General features: G+C 32.9%; 17 protein-coding genes. 2 read left to right on the top strand and 15 right to left on the bottom strand.

The window, feature by feature from the left end; all coding sequences use genetic code 11:
* Positions 1 to 12: 12 nt before the first annotated feature.
* The 11 genes from M0M44_RS04570 to metG form a co-directional block, all read right to left on the bottom strand.
* Complete coding sequence (locus tag M0M44_RS04570) at positions 13 to 1,464, bottom strand: C2 domain-containing protein (RefSeq protein WP_248728705.1); 1,452 nt, start codon at positions 1,462 to 1,464, stop codon at positions 13 to 15.
* Positions 1,465 to 1,597: 133 nt separating this feature from the next.
* A complete protein-coding gene (locus tag M0M44_RS04565) occupies positions 1,598 to 2,734 on the bottom strand; it encodes an OmpA family protein (RefSeq protein ID WP_248728704.1) in 1,137 nt (378 codons plus the stop codon).
* A 159-nt stretch (positions 2,735 to 2,893) separates the two neighbouring features.
* Positions 2,894 to 4,288: a hypothetical protein gene (locus M0M44_RS04560; protein ID WP_248728703.1), complete on the bottom strand. Its 1,395-nt coding sequence runs from the start codon at positions 4,286 to 4,288 to the stop codon at positions 2,894 to 2,896.
* A gap of 33 nt (positions 4,289 to 4,321) precedes the next feature.
* Positions 4,322 to 4,951: a chloramphenicol acetyltransferase gene (locus M0M44_RS04555; protein WP_248728702.1), complete on the bottom strand. Its 630-nt coding sequence runs from the start codon at positions 4,949 to 4,951 to the stop codon at positions 4,322 to 4,324.
* Positions 4,951 to 5,658, bottom strand: coding sequence for an HAD family hydrolase (locus M0M44_RS04550; protein ID WP_248728701.1), 708 nt, complete (start codon positions 5,656 to 5,658; stop codon positions 4,951 to 4,953). The genes M0M44_RS04555 and M0M44_RS04550 overlap by 1 nt, the downstream gene beginning before the upstream one ends.
* A 171-nt stretch (positions 5,659 to 5,829) precedes the next feature.
* Positions 5,830 to 6,717, bottom strand: a complete 888-nt coding sequence (locus M0M44_RS04545) for a DMT family transporter (RefSeq protein WP_248728700.1) — start codon at positions 6,715 to 6,717, stop codon at positions 5,830 to 5,832.
* A 127-nt stretch (positions 6,718 to 6,844) separates the two neighbouring features.
* Complete coding sequence (locus M0M44_RS04540; protein WP_248728699.1) at positions 6,845 to 8,356, bottom strand: flotillin family protein; 1,512 nt, start codon at positions 8,354 to 8,356, stop codon at positions 6,845 to 6,847.
* A gap of 16 nt (positions 8,357 to 8,372) precedes the next feature.
* Positions 8,373 to 8,939 (bottom strand): NfeD family protein, encoded by a 567-nt coding sequence (locus M0M44_RS04535; protein ID WP_248728698.1) that lies wholly within the window; start codon positions 8,937 to 8,939, stop codon positions 8,373 to 8,375.
* A 148-nt stretch (positions 8,940 to 9,087) separates the two neighbouring features.
* Complete coding sequence (locus M0M44_RS04530; RefSeq protein ID WP_248728697.1) at positions 9,088 to 9,366, bottom strand: hypothetical protein; 279 nt, start codon at positions 9,364 to 9,366, stop codon at positions 9,088 to 9,090.
* A gap of 236 nt (positions 9,367 to 9,602) precedes the next feature.
* Positions 9,603 to 10,379: a hypothetical protein gene (locus M0M44_RS04525; protein ID WP_248728696.1), complete on the bottom strand. Its 777-nt coding sequence runs from the start codon at positions 10,377 to 10,379 to the stop codon at positions 9,603 to 9,605.
* Positions 10,380 to 10,503: 124 nt separating this feature from the next.
* The gene (gene metG, locus M0M44_RS04520; protein WP_248728695.1) at positions 10,504 to 12,639 is read right to left on the bottom strand and encodes a methionine--tRNA ligase; all 2,136 of its coding nucleotides are present in this window, start codon (positions 12,637 to 12,639) and stop codon (positions 10,504 to 10,506) included.
* Between the two features lie 656 nt (positions 12,640 to 13,295).
* On the opposite strand from metG, the gene M0M44_RS04515 reads away from it, so the two are divergent.
* Positions 13,296 to 13,523 (top strand): CDGSH iron-sulfur domain-containing protein, encoded by a 228-nt coding sequence (locus M0M44_RS04515; protein WP_248728694.1) that lies wholly within the window; start codon positions 13,296 to 13,298, stop codon positions 13,521 to 13,523.
* 54 nt (positions 13,524 to 13,577) lie between these two features.
* Here M0M44_RS04515 and M0M44_RS04510 read toward each other — a convergent pair whose 3' ends face one another.
* The 4 genes from M0M44_RS04510 to M0M44_RS04495 form a co-directional block, all read right to left on the bottom strand.
* Positions 13,578 to 14,480 carry a PhzF family phenazine biosynthesis protein gene (locus M0M44_RS04510; protein WP_248728693.1) on the bottom strand — a complete coding sequence of 301 codons (903 nt, stop codon included), beginning with the start codon at positions 14,478 to 14,480 and terminating at the stop codon, positions 13,578 to 13,580.
* Positions 14,481 to 14,771: 291 nt separating this feature from the next.
* Positions 14,772 to 15,221 carry a protease complex subunit PrcB family protein gene (locus tag M0M44_RS04505; RefSeq protein ID WP_248728692.1) on the bottom strand — a complete coding sequence of 150 codons (450 nt, stop codon included), beginning with the start codon at positions 15,219 to 15,221 and terminating at the stop codon, positions 14,772 to 14,774.
* 184 nt (positions 15,222 to 15,405) lie between these two features.
* Positions 15,406 to 15,837 (bottom strand): SMI1/KNR4 family protein, encoded by a 432-nt coding sequence (locus tag M0M44_RS04500; RefSeq protein ID WP_248728691.1) that lies wholly within the window; start codon positions 15,835 to 15,837, stop codon positions 15,406 to 15,408.
* 4 nt (positions 15,838 to 15,841) lie between these two features.
* Positions 15,842 to 16,345, bottom strand: coding sequence for a hypothetical protein (locus M0M44_RS04495; RefSeq protein ID WP_248728690.1), 504 nt, complete (start codon positions 16,343 to 16,345; stop codon positions 15,842 to 15,844).
* A gap of 215 nt (positions 16,346 to 16,560) precedes the next feature.
* Between M0M44_RS04495 and M0M44_RS04490 the strand changes: the two genes are divergently transcribed.
* On the top strand, positions 16,561 to 17,100 hold the full coding sequence (locus M0M44_RS04490) for a DMP19 family protein (protein WP_248728689.1): 540 nt from the start codon (positions 16,561 to 16,563) through the stop codon (positions 17,098 to 17,100).
* Positions 17,101 to 17,160 lie beyond the last annotated feature (60 nt).

Genomic DNA, 17,160 nt, shown 5'->3' with positions numbered 1-17,160 from the left:
CTGTAAGTAGAATTAATTGGAATTGATTTTGTCAAATTTTGCAGGATTTGAAAATATAGATTTATTTGCGATTGGATTTCTATTATCTTCCACCATAAAACCATCAGTAAATTTTCGCATAACAAATTGTTCAGAGGCTTTGTCGTAATAACTAAGTATGTAATAATTGCTTAATCTTAACGTATCGTATAATTTGATGTCTTTATTATTATTTAAAAAATAAAATAAGTTTTCAATTGCCAATGGCTCTGAATGTTTATCATCTATGAAATCTAAATTTTCATTTAGAGTAGCATCAAAATAGACTATTTTACTTAATGAATAATATTCACGTGCTCCAAAATCATCTGGAGATTCAGATTTAAAATAGTAATCTAAGGATTCTCCAAAACCACTAAAAGTAATAAAACTGCTTTGTTTGTTTTTAAGTATCGAAATACCTGCAGTTAGTCCATCTAGATCTTTAAGAAATTTTGCAGTAGTTTTTAGCTGTTGAGGTTTCCTGTTATTAATTTGAACAAAGAAAGGTGAGTTTTTAAACGGAATACTATCATTATTAAAAAAAGAATAATTTTTAATAATGCTTTTAGAATCAAAATCTTTTACTTCAAACAGCAATTCTTCTTTATTGGCTGCAACTTGAAATAGTTTTTTATCATTGTAAAATGAATTTGCTGTTCGTATTGGATTTTTAGAAACAGGATGATCAAAAGTTCTTTCTTTCATATTGCCAGTATCAAGATTAACCTCAAAAACCTGCGTTCGTTCTAAACGATTGTCGAATGTCAAAATAAGATGATTATCGGTCACATAGAGTTTGCTTATTTGCGATACAAAATCAATTGGATTAAGAATACCTGATTCCATTTTTTTAATTGGAAAGTATTTTATAAGCGCATTAAAAGAAATATTTACATTCTCTTTGTTTTTAAAAGTGAAACTAGAAAAATCAAGCATTTTAATTTCACACTTTTGATTTTCAAATTTGTAAAGAAGAAGATGTTCAAAATCCTTCTCCTTGGCTAGAATGTAAAAAATGCTATTCTCTTCAAAAGAGCTTATAATGTAATCATGATTTCTAGGGAAATCAAAATTTAAGAATTCTGATCTTTTGTGATTAAGGTCGTAAGTCGCAATTAGAATGTTTTTGCTATTTGGCAAAATCCAGTATAGTGTTGGCTTTTGTTCTTTGTTAATAGTAACGCCCATTAGATTTCGATTTGTTTCTTTTTTAATAGAATCTGTAAACCGATTCGTTAGAAACAAAAATCTATTGTATTTTAAAATATTTATGTTCTGTTCGTCCCAAGTAAAGGCATAAATATCTTTGGTTTTTTTGTCTTCGATATTTAAAATCTGAGTTTTTCCTAGTGAGTTTAGATTTAATGGTAGAGAATTTAAGACTGTTTGTCCAAACAAAATTGCTTGAAAAAGCAAAAGAAAAAGAAGTAATAGTTTTTTCATAAATGTGCTTCTTATATGTTTAGCAGATTTTGTTCAAATTTTATGCCGTATTTACATCGTTTTAAATTTGAAAAATAAAAAAAGCCCTTAAGAAAAAATCTTAAGGACTTTCGAATCAAGTATTAAAAAGAAATTATTTTACAATAAAAGTAACTCGTCTAGCTAATCTTCTAGCTTCGTCAGAATCTTTTTGAATTGATGTATCTGCACCATTTGCAACAACATTTAATCGAGAAGAAGCGATTCCAGCTTTTTCGAAAATTGTTTTTACGTTAGTAGCTCTAGTATAAGATAATTTTTCATTGTACTCAGCTTTTCCAACTTGGTCAGCATAACCAACAAGGTCTAGAGATGCAGAAGGGTTTTTTCTTAAGTAATTTAACACAACGTCAATTGCAGCTGTTGAGTTCTCGATTGGAGTTGTTTTATTGAAATCAAAATAAACACTGTAATATTTGTCATTAATCATTCTTCTGATTAATTCATTATCAGTTGCCTGAGGAGCGCTTATTTGTTTTTCAACAACTACTTCTTTTTGTGCAGGTATTTTTTTGATTTCTGCTTCAAGATCTGCCACTTTGTTTTCTAAAGCAGAAATATCCACATTGTTACCTTCACTTGAAGTTACAGTCCAGTCTGCATGTTTTGCATTTTTTCCTAAGTACACATTTAAACCAATTGTACCGTTAAAAATCAATCCTGAGAAACCTCTGTTTTGAGCTACATAAGCTCCGTCAAAAGTATGATCTTGCGATGCATTCAAAATAGTAGAGAAATCACCAGTTAAAGCAACTCTGTTTGATAATTTTATTTGTCCAGTTACACCGGCAATAAAGTTACCCACTTCATCTGCTCCTTTAAAGTTGTCACTTCTTAATTGACCATAACCAAAACCAGCATGTCCTAATAAGCCTAAAGTGTTTGTCCATGTTTCAAAATTCATGATACGGCCTAAGTTAGCAACAGCTTGTAAATCTACTCTGTAGTTTTTTGAATCAAAATCGATAGAGTTGCTTTTTGAAGTAAAACTGTTGTATCCAAAATCGGCCTTTAAACCAAATTTGTTGTTGAACATATAACGAACCCCTACTTCACCAACCCAAGGACTTGGAGTACTTGTTGAGTAACCTGCTGAAAATGAACGTTGAGGTTTAGTTAGTCCGCCAGCTAATTCTACAGACCACTTATTATAGCTGCTATTGTTTTCTGTTTGCGCATGTACTCCTGTTAAAGCCAGGGCAAATGCAAGAGTCATTACAATTTTTTTCATTGTTTCTTAATTTTAAATATTGTCCAAAACAACAACAAATTGTAAGTAAAAACTTTCCCTTAAAGCCAAAAAAGTATTAAAATAGGGCAATAGGCAAAAATCGAAGCAATAAAAAAAATATGGAAAATAAAAGCAAACAGGTTTTATCAACGAATTGTTTTAATTAAATCCGTCCGTAAATTTGCGAAGAACAAGCTGTTTCGCAACAATATCGTAATAAGTTAAAATGGTGTAATTACTTAGTTTAACAGAATTAGGAAGAACTGCTTCTCGATGAGAATCTAAAAAGTAGAAGATTTTATCAGTAGCAAAAGCCTCGTGTGTTTCTTGTGTTGTGTCTAGTTTTTTTGTCCATATGCTTTCAAAAAAAACAGAATAATTCGTCTCAACATTGTAATAATTGTTTGAAGGGAAATCTCCAAAAGGGTCACTAAAATTAAAGCCATTAATAGATACCGTATTGAAATCTCTTCCGCTTCCTCCTAACGTGATAAACAGATTTTTCTCGTTTTTATAAACCGAAACTCCGGCGTCAAGAGAAGACAAAGCTTTTAAAAATTTCGCTGTATTCTTTAACTTTCTGGGTTCACGATCTTCAATTTGCATCAGTAAAGGAGAATTGCTAAAGCGAATGGTATCTTTTTTTGAAACCACAAAAGCCTTTATCGATTCTCCAGATTCATAATCTTTAATATCAAACAAAAGCTCGTCGGCATTAAGATTAATTTGATATAATTTATTTTCGTGATAATAAGAATTAGACGTTTTTGGGTTTTTCTCTCCAACGGGTTTTAAAAACGTCTTTTCTTTTATTTCTAGATTTTCTAAATCAATATCAAACAATTGTGTTTTTCTAAAATTTTGATCTAACGTTAGAATCAAGCGATTAGGAAGGGTGTAAATTTTACTTTTGGCAGTAACCTTATACAACGGATTGTATTCGCCAGATCCCATCAGTTCTATCGGATTTTCAAACAAAATTTGATGAAATGTTTTAGGCTGGTTTTTCTGATCTATAAATTTGAAAGCGCTAAAATCTAAAAACTTTTGTTGAGCCATTCCGTTTTTAAAAATAAAAGCAGTTAAAGCCTCTTTTGTTCGATCTTTCATCAACAAATAGAAATTGTTGTCTTTCTGATAATGTGTTATCAATGAATTTTCTTCAAGCGGAATCTGAAATTTTAATGCTCGGGAAGTTTTGTTTTCCAGATAATATTTAATTAAAATAATTGTTTTTTCTTCTTTCGAAAACCAGTACAAAGTAGGATTTCCATCTTCGCTAAAACTGTAGCCCATTAAGGCTCTGTTTTGGGTATACTGACGATTTGTAACAAATTTATCCCTTAGAAATAAAGCGCTATTGTATTTTAGTATAGAAAGACTGTCTGCGCTCGCAACAAAAGTAAATACGTCGTGAGTAACTGTGTTTTCGCCAGTCATGATTTCAGATTGTCCTATTTTGTTTTTTAAATCGACGGCATAAGAAGTCAGCACTGTCTGACTTAGCAATGTAGTAGTGGAGATTAAAAACAAAAAAAGGAAAATTTGTTTCATATGTTTTTGGGCGCAAAAATCATTCCGATTATTTTATTGATTCATAAGCTCTTGAAAAAGATCTACAAACTGACCAACATGCATTCCGTCCATTAAACCATGATGAACATAAACGGCCATCGACATGGTTCTTTTTCCAGTTTCGGAAACCATCATTTTGCCAAACGAAATTTTAGGACAGCTGTCTGGATAGGTAAAACTGCGCGCATGGGTTATAGAACTAAAATTCAGCCACGGAATTGCCGAAAAATGAATTAGATTATCATCATCAAAAGATCTCGTGAAAAGTCCGGTTGTATTTTGAATGCGTTCGATTTCGGTTAATGCAATTTGCTCAAATGTTTTAAAATCTGGGTGATATTCAATTAAAGAAAATCCGAAAGTGCCATCTTCACGACCAATTGTCGCCGATGCATCAATTTGATCGTTAATGTATATTTTGTCTTCTGAAATTCGATATTTAAAATTTTCAATGGCATTTACTGCAGCCAAAGTTTTATGCAAATAGAAAATAAAGAAAGAAGCATTTATACTTTTTGCGGTTTGATATGCTTTGGTACAGTCGATTTCTACAGTGGCACCAAAAAAAGGTTCTTCCATTTGTTTAAAATGGGCAAAGTGCTCTTTTCTATTCCAATTTTCTAGGTCTAAAAGTGTTTTCATTATAATAAATTCGGAACCACTTCTGCAATAGTTTCAAATGAACTAAAATGCTCGTGTTCTATAGTATGATTAATTTTTTCGTGTTCCCAAGTAGTGTGAAACGGAATATGAACGGCATAACCGCCAATTCCTAAAACAGGAAGAACGTCTGATTTTAATGAATTTCCGATCATCAAAAACTCATGCGCCTGAATGTCTAAACGGCCAAGCAATTTTTGATAATCGATTTCCTGTTTGTCTGACATTACTTCGATATGATGAAAATAATGACCCAAACCAGAACGATGCAATTTGCTGTGCTGGTCTTTCAAATCGCCTTTTGTAGCAACGACCAATTTGTATTTTCCTTTTAAAGCTTCAAGGGTTTCTTCAATTCCGTCCAGCAATTCGATTGGTTTTTCCAGTAATTCTTTTCCGTATTGAATGATTTTTTCGATTACTTCAACCGGAATGGTATTGTTTGAAATATTCATCGCAGCTTCAATCATCGAAAGAATGTATCCTTTGATTCCATATCCATACAAAGGCAGATTGGCAATTTCTATTTTGAATAATTCCTGCGAAATGCCTTGATGTGAAAGATAATCTTCCATCAAAGCGCAAAATTTATGTTCGGTTTCCTCGAAATAAGGTTCGTTTACAAACAAAGTATCATCGGCATCAAATGCGATTACTTTTAAGTTTGGTATTTTAGTTTTATGTAACATAGTTTTTTTGTTTCAAGTTTGAGGTTTTCTTTTGTTTCAAGTTTTTTGTCATAGATTGAAACGATTTTAAAGATTAAAATATTTGCTCAATCTCCAAAATCTGCGAGAGAGCTTTTCTGCCGCAAATTGCACGAATTGTTTAAAGTCAATTTGAGTGAAAACTTTCTCAATCTAATTCTTAGAAAAAAGCCTTTTTAAAGAAATAGTTTTATCGTAAAAAGTAATTCGGATTCCGAAAAGTAAAACGATTCCGCCGAAAACCATTTGTAAAGTTATTTGTTCTTCCAAAAACAACCAAGCTAAAATCGATGTAATTACAGCTTGACTCAATAAACTTAACGAAACTCTCGTCGCGCGCATGTGTTGTGTGGCATAACTAATCGAAAGCCAAGCACATAATTGACAAATTACGGCTTGAAGCACCAAAACAAGCCAGCCCATATCTGTAAATCCTGTGAAAGGTTCATTTAATGAATAACATAAAATTCCCAAATAAACGCTTGAAGCCATTAGACTGATCGTCATAAACGATAAAACGTCAACCTCGGAAAGTACATTTTTGCTGACCAACAGATAAATAGAATATAGAATTCCAGATAAAACGGCAAAAAGAAATGCTTTATCAAAGTTCAAATCGATAAAAAACTCAAAACCAACTAAAGTTATCATTCCGAATAGAGCGACTAATGTTCCGATCCAGAAATTTGTGGCAGGTTTTGCTTTCAGAAAAAAGAAAGAACCAACACCAACCCAAACTGGAGATAAATTAGTCAACAAAGAAGCCTGAGTCGCGCTTGATTCCTGAATGGCGATATTCCAAACTGCTACATCAGACGAGAATAAAACACCGCAAAGTACCGCCAAAAGAGCAAATTTTAGTTTTGGGAGTTTAAAGTTTCCGCTAAAAATAACATAAGGCAAAAGGAGAATCACAGCAAAAAACATTCGGTAAAAAGCCGAAATCAATCCTGGTGTTAAACGTAATTTTACCAATATCGGGAAAATAGATATGCAGAGTATACCGCAGATTAACGCTAATCTTGGTTTGGTGAGTTTCATTTAATGAATTTTAATTGTGTATTATTTTTCAAAGATAATTCAGAAAGCGACTATTTTGAAAGCAAAAAGCGCGAATCAATTAAAACTGTTAATTGGTTCGCGCTTTTTTGTTTTAGAAAGAAGTTTTTTACTCTTTCGTTTCTTCTACTTGAATAGTTGGAGGAACTTCAGGAGCATCTTCGCCTTTTAAATAAGTTGGTAGATTTAAACCTGCCATATTGAATAGATCATTTAATGGCGGAACTGTCTTCATCATTCCAGAAACAAAATTGGCTGTTGAACCGTTTTCGCCTTGACCGCTTCCAGAATCCCAAACCGTGATTTTGTCAATTTTGATGTTTTTAACCGCTTCCACCTGAGTTTTAACCAATTCAGGAAGTTTCTCCAATAATAAAAGCTGGAATGCTTTGCTCGGATCTCCGCCAGCGGCAGCCACAACATCTTTGTAACCTTCTGCTTGTTTGGTTAAGATTTCAAATAAACCTTTTGCTTCTGCTTCCATTTTAGCGAAGATTGCATCCGCTTCTCCTTTTGCATTTTCTCTGATGGTTTCGGCAGCAGCTTGCGCTTCAATGATGGCTCTTTGTTTAGCAATTTCAGCAGGAACTACAATGTTGGCAATTTGTGTAGAGCGTTCTCTTTCAGAACGTGCCAATTCGGCTTTTTGTTCTGCAAGATATGATTCTTCCAGTGCTTTTGCCTGTTGTACTTTTTCGGCAGCAATTGCAATACGCAACGATTCTGCTTCTTTTTCTCTACGAATAGCTTCAGAATTTGCGATGGCAATTTTCGCTTCGTTTTCTCCCTGAATTGCGATTGCGTTTGCTTCAGATGTTTTTACCCTTGTATCTCTTTCTGCTTCGGCCTTTCCAATCGTTTCATCTTTAGCAGCTGTTGCAATACTAATTTCACGGTCTTTTTGTGTAATGGCTATTTTTACATCTCGGTCTCTGTGTGTTTCAGCAATTTGAGTGTCTTTTTCTCTGTCAGCAAGAGCTTTACCAGTTTCTCCTATTTTTTCCTGCTCAGCCACGCTGATTTTAGCTTCGTTGATCGCTTTTGCAGCCGCTTCTTTTCCTAAAGCTTCGATATAACCAGATTCGTCACGAATATCGGTAACGTTAACGTTTATTAGTTTAAGACCAATTTTCTTTAATTCGCTGTCAACATTTTTAGAAATATTGTCCAAGAATTTATCACGATCTGAGTTGATTTCTTCAATAGTCATTGTTGCAATAACCAAACGCAATTGACCAAACAAAATATCTTTTGCAAGCTCTTGAACTTGTTCTGATGATAAACCTAATAATCTTTCAGCAGCAGTGTTCATACTGTCCGATTCTGTAGAAATTGCAATGGTGAATCGGCAAGGGACATCTACTCTAATGTTCTGACGGCTTAACGCATTTGTCAAATTGGCTTCGATAGAAAGTGGTTTTAAATCCAGAAAAGAATAATCCTGAATAACTGGCCAGATAAAAGCGCCTCCGCCATGCACGCATCGTGCAGAAGTGCCGCCAGTGCGTCCGTAGATTACTAAAATTTTATCTGAAGGACAGCGTTTGTACCTCGAGATTAATGCTGAAATGGTTACGAATAGAACGATTGCCGCAACTGCAATCAAAATAATTGGGTTCATTAACATGGTATGTGTATTATATGGTTTCTACGATTAAGAGGTTGTTGTTTTCTATTTTGACAACTTTTACTGAACTTCCTGACGGAATTCTATCATTTTCTGTCATGGCTTCCAGTTCATGAAAGGCACCGTTTACGCTAATCATAATTTTGCCTTTTCCGCTTTTCTTTTCGGGAATAGTCAGATATACTTCCGCAGTTTTATTTAGTGTATTGGTTATTTTAAAAGAATTGTCTTCAGCTAGTTTTTGCACTTGTTTGATTACGAAGAAAAACAAAAGCACAAACAAAACTCCAACAACAAATGAAGTCGCAATAAGAAAGACAGGCTTTTCACCAAGTGTAGCATAAAAAGAAATTCCAGTCCAACTAAAACCTAAAAGAAAATTAATAAGGTTTCGTAATGAGAAAAGCTGAAAATCTCCGCCATCATGAACATCGGCATCAAAATCGGTATCGAAACCATCTGCAACATCAAGACCCGAAAAGGTAATAATGGTTTGAATCAGAAAAATCAAACTTGTTGGAATCGCGATGTACCAAAAAGATTTAAGCAAAGTCGGTAAACTTTCTAATAGCTCCATAATATTCAGTTTTTTGAATAACAATTGGCGCTAATATCTAATTTTTTTTGTAAGAAAACTAATTTGGATGAAAAATGTGTTTATAATTGCTTTTAGAATGAAAAAGCGCGAAATTCAATTTGAAATTTCACGCTTTTAAATGCTGTTTTTAAATTAAAATGAATTTATTGCAAGCCTTTTCAATTTGTTTATCCGAAAACGGTTCGAGCGTTTTGGCAAGCATTTCGCTGATTTTGATGCACTCCATCATTTTTGATCTTAGCTCTTTGTCATCTCCCAAGTCTGTTTCAAGAATTCGCTTGAAAATTTCAGACAGATAATTGGGCTGTTCTCTAAAATCTCCTTCAAACCAAAGGTCTGAGAGGAATTTTGCCATCGATGGCATTACATCGTGGTGTGTCGGTTTTTGATTTTCACTTTTTTGCATAAACCTGAAAATATTAAACGCACGAATCCCTCGTTTTAGATGTGCAAAAAATACCCCATAGGGATAGGTTTTCCCATTGTTTCCGCAGGGACATCATGACGAGGGATTCGCTTATGTTAACTTTTATTAGAAAGTTGCTAAATAAATCCTATAGTGTATTTTTTGCAGAACAAACTTACAAAAAATGACTTTTATGAAGAGCAATAAATGTAGTAAAAAACTTATTTTTTAATAAATTAAAGTTTTGCACTTTCGGTTTTTAATTGATCGATCATTTTGGGGAAAATTTCATAATAATCTCTTTCTAAATTAACGATAAGTTTATCAATTTGAGATTTTGTATGTTCAGTTATTTTAATTTCTTGTTTGATGCATCTATTAATACTTTTATTTATTGCTTTAAGTATGCCTTCTATATCGGAAGTTTTATTTAGTCCAATAAATAGATTTAAAGCTACTGTGTATTGTCGAAAATACATGTCATAATTTTTGTCATTGAGAGAAACCATTCCTCTTAAAGCAAAAATTAATGCTTTTAGATATTCAACCTCATTATTGATATTTTTATTTAATTCTTCTTGTGATAAGGTGATTTCATTTCTGAGTTGTTCAAATTGTTCTTTATGAAAATTGGTTATTTTTAACTCTAATTCGGCAACTTTACGATTTGTAAAACTTGTAAGTTCATTAGTTTTAGCATTGATTTTATCATCATAAGTTCTAATTTGTATGTAAGGAATTACAATCAATATAATTGAACCGGCAAGGCCCAAAAATGCAATTAGTCTGTTCCATGACTTATCATAGAAATCATTAACTTTTTCGATTACATCAACTGATTTATAATCACTTTTTTCAATTTGATCAAGGCGCTTAGCTAATGAATCATTTTTTTTAGTGAGTATTAATATCTGATTTTTAATGTCTGAATTAATTGGATCAGATTTAGTTGGTGTTGCTGAAAATGATTTTGTAAAAAAGAAAATTAATAAAAGTAGTAAAGCTTTTTTCATGAAAATTAATTTTTGCGAATATCTTAAATTTTTTGAAATAATTAAATTCATTGATGTTTTAAATGAAAAAGCGTGAATCAGTTAAACTTAACTGATTCACGCTATTTTATTTAATATTTAAATCTTAATTTACTGTTGCTCCATTTGGTGCATCAGCATCTGGGTTTACAAAAACTAGTTTTCCTTCTGCATTTGTTGTCATTAAGATCATTCCTTGACTTTCAACTCCGCGTAAAGCTCTTGGCGCTAAGTTTGCTAATACAGAAACACGTTTTCCGATAATTTCTTCTGGAGAAAAACTCTCTGCAATTCCTGAAACAATCGTACGAACGTCAATTCCAGTGTCAACTTTTAATACTAAAAGTTTGTTTGCTTTTGGCATTTTTTCAGCTTCCAAAATTGTTCCAATACGAATATCCATTTTCGCAAAATCCTCAAACTGAATTAAATCTTTTTGTGGTTCTGCTTGTTTGTTTTCAGCAATATTTGCGGTTTTTGTCGCTTCCAATTTATCTACTTGTTTTTGTATTTCTTCGTCTTCAATTTTAGCGAAAAGCAATTCTGCTTCACCAATTTTATGTCCTGCCGGAATTAAATCTGAGTTTTCAGAAATGTCATTCCAACCTAAAGTTTTATCAATTACAATGTCTTTTGCATCGCGATCTTTCTCTTTCAAAAACTTACTAAATCCAGCAAAATGTTCTTTAAGATCACCTAAATTCAAGATTTTAGAAAGCTTAGAAGCTGTAAAAGGTAAAAACGGCTCAGCTAAAACGCTCAACGCAGCAGCAATTTGCAACGCCACATACATTTGAGTTTTTACACGTTCTGGATTGTCTTTCATTACTTTCCAAGGCTCTTCGTCAGCAAGGTATTTATTTCCTAAACGAGCAACATTCATCAATTCACCTAAAGCTTCACGGAATCTGTAACGCTCAACAGAACTTGAAATTACAGCTGGATACGCTTTTAATTCGTTTAAAGTTGCTTCATCAATTTCTGTAAATTCATTTGCCGTTGGAATAATTCCATCGTAATATTTGTTGGTTAAAACCACAACACGATTAATGAAGTTTCCGAAAATAGCAACTAATTCATTGTTATTTCTTGCTTGGAAATCTTTCCACGTAAAATCATTATCTTTTGTTTCAGGAGCGTTTGATGTTAATGCATAACGCAAAACATCCTGCTTATCTGGAAATTCTTCTAAATATTCGTGTAACCAAACTGCCCAGTTTTTAGAAGTCGAAAGTTTGTTTCCTTCCAAATTCAAAAACTCATTTGCTGGAACATTGTCTGGCAAAATATAACTTCCTTCGGCTTTTAGCATGGCTGGGAAAATGATACAGTGAAAAACAATATTGTCTTTCCCAATAAAGTGAACCAATTTGGTGTCTTCATCTTTCCAATACGGCTCCCAGTCTTTTCCTTCGCGCGCTGCCCATTCTTTAGTAGACGAAATATATCCGATTGGTGCATCAAACCAAACATATAATTTTTTGCCTTCAGCACCTTCAACCGGAACATCAATTCCCCAGTCTAAGTCACGCGTTACGGCACGAGGTTCCAATCCGCCGTCGATCCAAGATTTTACTTGTCCGTAAACGTTCGGTTTCCAGTCGTTTTTATGGCCTTCTAAAATCCATTTGGTTAAGAAATCAGAATATCTATCTAAAGGTAAAAACCAGTGTTTTGTTTCTTTAAGAATAGGAGTTTCTCCAGTAATTGTCGATTTCGGGTTAATCAAATCAGTCGCATTTAAGGTAGATCCGCAATTTTCGCATTGATCACCGTAAGCTCCTTCATTGCCGCATCTTGGGCAAGTTCCAACCACAAAACGGTCAGCTAAAAACTGATCTGCTTTTGCATCGTACAACTGCTCTGTTACTTCTTCAATAAAATCACCATTATCATACAGTTTTCTAAAAAATTCCTGAGCCGTATCATGATGAATTTTCGCCGAAGTTCTAGAATAATTGTTGAATGAAATGCCGAAATCTGCAAACGATTTACGGATAATTCCGTCATATTTATCAATAACTTCTTGTGGTGTAATTCCTTCTTTTTTGGCTTTCATTGAAATTGCAACGCCGTGTTCATCGCTTCCGCAGATAAATGCTACATCTTTTCCTTGCAATCTTAAGTATCTCGAATATATATCTGCAGGCACGTAAACCCCCGCCAAATGCCCAATATGAATAGGTCCATTGGTGTAAGGTAATGCCGCCGTGATCGTATATCTCTTTGGATTCTGTGTCATAACTCAATTTTATTGAGTGCAAAAATAAGCAATAGAATTGAGATTTTAATATTACACAGAGAATCGCGAAGAAAAACACAAAGATTCGCTAAGTTTTTTTTAATTAAATCGAATTAATCTCGCAAAAGCGTAAAGTCACAAAGTGTTTTTATGCCACAGATTAAAAGAATTATAAAAGATTTTAATTTTAAATATTAATTGCCTCCAGCTTTAGCTGGAGGTCATAATGTATGTTAATTTATATGGCTTTAGCCAAATGCTTATTTTGGGCTAAAGCCAATTTAGCGGTTCTTATATTATAATTACATTCAGCTAAAGCTGGACGCAATTCAAAAAAACTTTGCAGCACTTCTCCCAAGTCTCGGGATCGCTCAGTCTGACAAAAGAATAAAATCTTTGCGTCTCTGCGCCTTTGCGAGATTAATTCGCCAACAATAAAACCTCTTTGCGGGACTTCGACTTCACTCAGCCTGACAAAAGAATAGAACCTTTGCGAGATTAATTCGCCCTAACAATAAAAAACTTTGTGAATCTCAGTGAAAACCTCTGCGCATCTCTGTGGTAAAACCAATTAAAATAGAACCAGTTTAAACTACGTTTGCCGCTTATAAATAAAGATATATTTCGCAATCTTTGCACTCGAAAAAAACAAGTTTATGAGCAAGACAAAATTAATCATCAATAAAAATGGATCAATAAAAATCGAAGGAGATTTTGAAATCATGGATCCAGAAGGAACACTTTACGGTTTACAAGGAAGATCTGCACTTGGACTTTGCCGTTGCGGACATTCTGCAAACAAACCATTTTGCGATGGAGCACACCGTAATAATTTCGAACACGATTCTATCGCATTCGATTTGCCACCAATGAAAACAAACTAAGAAGAGTTAGCTAGTTTTAAATATTTAAACCGCATTCTGCCAGATGCGGTTTTTTTATATATAAAGTTCGCCTTTCATAGTAATAATTGAAGAACCGCCAACCAGAATATCTTCGTCACGGTTCATAACTTCAATCATTGATGGCTGCTTTAATTTGACACCTTGAAGAATTTTATACTCTTTATCGGGTTTAGTAAATTTCTTTTGCGTTAAAAAACCAATTAAAGGACCAGCAGCTGTTCCCGTTGCTGGATCTTCATTTATTCCGATGATAGGATTAAAAAACCTTGTTTCGACTATATGATCCTGACCTTCATCTGCTGGAGCGAAACAATAAAAACCTTCAAAATTATATTCTTTTGAGATTTGAATTAAAAGCTGGTTGTCTGGGACAAAGCTGTTCAATATCTGGCTGTTTTTTATAGGAACCATTGTATGCGCAACTTCTGTTTTGACTATTGTTGGAACAAAAGAATTTACATCCAAATCTTCAATCTTTAAACCCAGCGCCACCGCAATTCTATAAGTTGGAATTTCACTTTTTATAACTGCCGATTTTTGATGCATTTGAACAACTGGTGAAAAATTATCCAAATCGAAACTTACTGATACTGGAATTGCCGAATGGTTCATAATTACAAACGGTTCGCTTTCATTTTGCTCCTCAAAAATGGGAATTCCTTTTAGTAGGGCGCCACAGACCGCGCCTAATAAATTATGGCCTGCGCCGTCGATTTCTATTCCGGTTGGAGTAAACGAACGGACTACAAGTGCTTTTTCTCTTGTAGAATAATAAACAAAAGAAGTTTCAGAATAGCCAAATTCTTTAGAAATATCCTGATAAGTTTCTAATTTTAAATTTCCATCTGTAAAAACAACCGAAAGTGGATTTCCTTTGTAGCTTTCGTTGGAGAATACGTCTAAAACGTAATATTCTAATGCTTTTCTTCCGCTCATATTTTCCTATTTTGAATCTAAACTGATTCTTAATGGAATAAAATTACGTTTTATTATTGTATTTCATAGACACGTTTTGTTTTTCATGGCTATTTTAGCATTACTTTTTGATTAAAAATTTGCTTTCGAAATAAGAAAATAAAAGAAGAAAAGTTAAAAATGCTAGGCAACGATTTCATTTTGAATTAATTCAGTTAATTTTAAAACCTTCAAAATAATGTTGTCGTTTTTATGATCTTTAAAAAGCTTTCGAGTGTTCTTAAAAACTTTAAAAGTTGTGAAGATTAAAGATTATTGCTCAAAAATAACTTTTTTGTCTGTCTTATCTGTTTTGATAATGTCGTAAGGTCTTGATAGTTTTAAAGTATTATTGCCACTTTTTAGTCTCTCTACTTTTACAATTATAGTATTTCGATTTTCGGTAATTTCAACAATATCGATAGAATGACCTTCTGTGTTTTGAGTTTTATCTATAACAGCAATAACTTGATATTTGCTAAAATCAATATTAATTTCTTTAAAATCTTTAGACAAATTGGTAGAAACATTCATTTCTGCAATTAATTTATCCCAAGCTTTTTGGTCTTTAATAATCAAATGTATTGGCGCAAGACTTTCATCATTTGGAAAAGAATCTCCTTTAGCAATTAACGAATATTGCACATCAGAATTTGGTAAATCATCATTCTCGCAACTCGTTAAAGCTAGCAATATGCTAAGTATTAGGACAATCCTTTTCATGGTTTTGGTTTTGGTTGCAAAGACTTTTGCATAAAGTCTTCTATATAAACAGATGCATTTGTGTTCAAATAGTTGCGTGAAAGGTGTTTAGTTTTATCTGCATCTTTTATTAGATAAAGATAACGCTAATTTTAATTAAAGATTGTGCTCAATAACAAATAAATGTGATGCAAAAGGTTTTTTGTTATTTAATATCATTCTCATCCATTAGCATTTGTTCTCTTATGTAAGTTTGAAACGACTTATTTGTGTAATAAAGTTCTCCGCTTTCATGCCAAAATTCAACTACTTTTCTGTTATTTTGATCAAAGTCAAAACCCGCAAAATCGCCTGCAAAATTATCTCCAAAAAACCAGATATTGGATTTCAATTCATAATGATCCTCTAAGCCTAAATCTTCTAAATCAAATAATGAACTAGCGACATTAAATTGACATTGCCTAAAACTACCTGAACCAATTTCTTTTAAGTAACTAATATAGTCTCCTGGCAGTTTTGGATACTCAGAGAGAAGATTTTTAATTTGATCGTCGGTTGAGATTTCCCTTTTGTTTGTTTCATCATCGATTTCAACCTTTTTTAGAAACTCTTTTTCTAAAGTGTAATTTGTTTTCATAATCTTAATCGTCAAGTTCTTTCCAGCAAATGTCTATTTCACGTTGTACTTCTTTTTCTAGTTTTGGTAATTCGCTGGTAATCCAATCTTGACTTTCTTTGCTGAGGTAGTATTGATTCTCATTTAATTTGTACTTCATAGCTCCATGAATAATCTCTATCATTTCTTCTACAGCTGAAGTGCCGTTTGCAAAATTGGGTCCGATTAAATGTTTTAAAATTTCTTTTTCGTACTGTGGTTTGTAATGTAAAATGTGACTGACTAGCGGAAAATAGAAGTAAAAATAACTGTTTGTGTTAGATGTAAACTGTATTTTATGTAATACTGTTATTAAAGAATCTGATTCTGAATCTGTAGTTTGATAGTTTAATTTTTCTAAAAGATCAAAACAAATTTTAGAATGTGGCAGTATTTTTCCAACCGTTTCTAGATAAGTAAATGTTTTTTTAAAGTTAGTCTGGTCGCTATTTCCAAAAGAACTGAAAAGGTGCTGCATTTTCTTTTTCATTATAAATCTGTTGTTTGTTTAAACAATGCATTTTTTGAGTTGAGTTTTTTGGAAATTTTAATTTAGAAGGAGTTTCAGATTGTGCTAAAATACAATTTTTCTATTTTGTGATACCAAAATTAAAGCCTGATCAGTTAGAGAATGAGCAAAAAAGATATGGTTTATATTATTATTTCTCTCAACTTTGCATCACAATCTTTTAAATAAAAATTCAAATGGAATTCGGTAAAATCATAATTTCAGAAACTGCAGCGAATAGTGAAAATCCGCAAGACGTTGTCAATTCGAATATTTCAGTAATCAATTTAATGCGCGAAGAAAAAATAGACGACGATTTAATTCACGAAGATGCTTTAATGAGTTATTATTTAGATTTTTACGCTTCAAAATATGCCGAGGGAAATTTTTCGAAGTTCGTGCATGATTCGGGTTGGAACAAAGAATTGAACGAATTAATCGAAGAAGGTTTAGCTTTAATTGGCGCAGAAAAGCATTTGGAATTATTTAAAGAACAATGCCGTAAGTTGCGTTTGCAGAGTACTATCAAATTGGGGAAATTTCTAAAAGAGAAATACGATACTCCAAACGCTTTCAAAGATTTGCTAAACAACAATGCTTATTTTGAACTGGATGAAAATTTGACCGAATTGAATGCTGCATTCTTAAAATCGCATCCCGATACAGAAGTACTTTCGGTAGAAGAAATGTTTGCAACACTGGAAGAGTTTGTAGGTCACGAAATTAAGAGAGGTTAAGTTTTATTTTTTTTGCGGTGGTTTGTAAGAAAATTATATATTTGGAATGCCCTAAAATTT

Origin of the sequence: Flavobacterium humidisoli (assembly GCF_023272795.1) — a bacterium.
GTDB lineage: Bacteria > Bacteroidota > Bacteroidia > Flavobacteriales > Flavobacteriaceae > Flavobacterium > Flavobacterium humidisoli.
The sequence above is the reverse complement of the archived record's forward strand: the minus strand, read 5'-3'. Positions and strand labels throughout refer to the sequence as shown.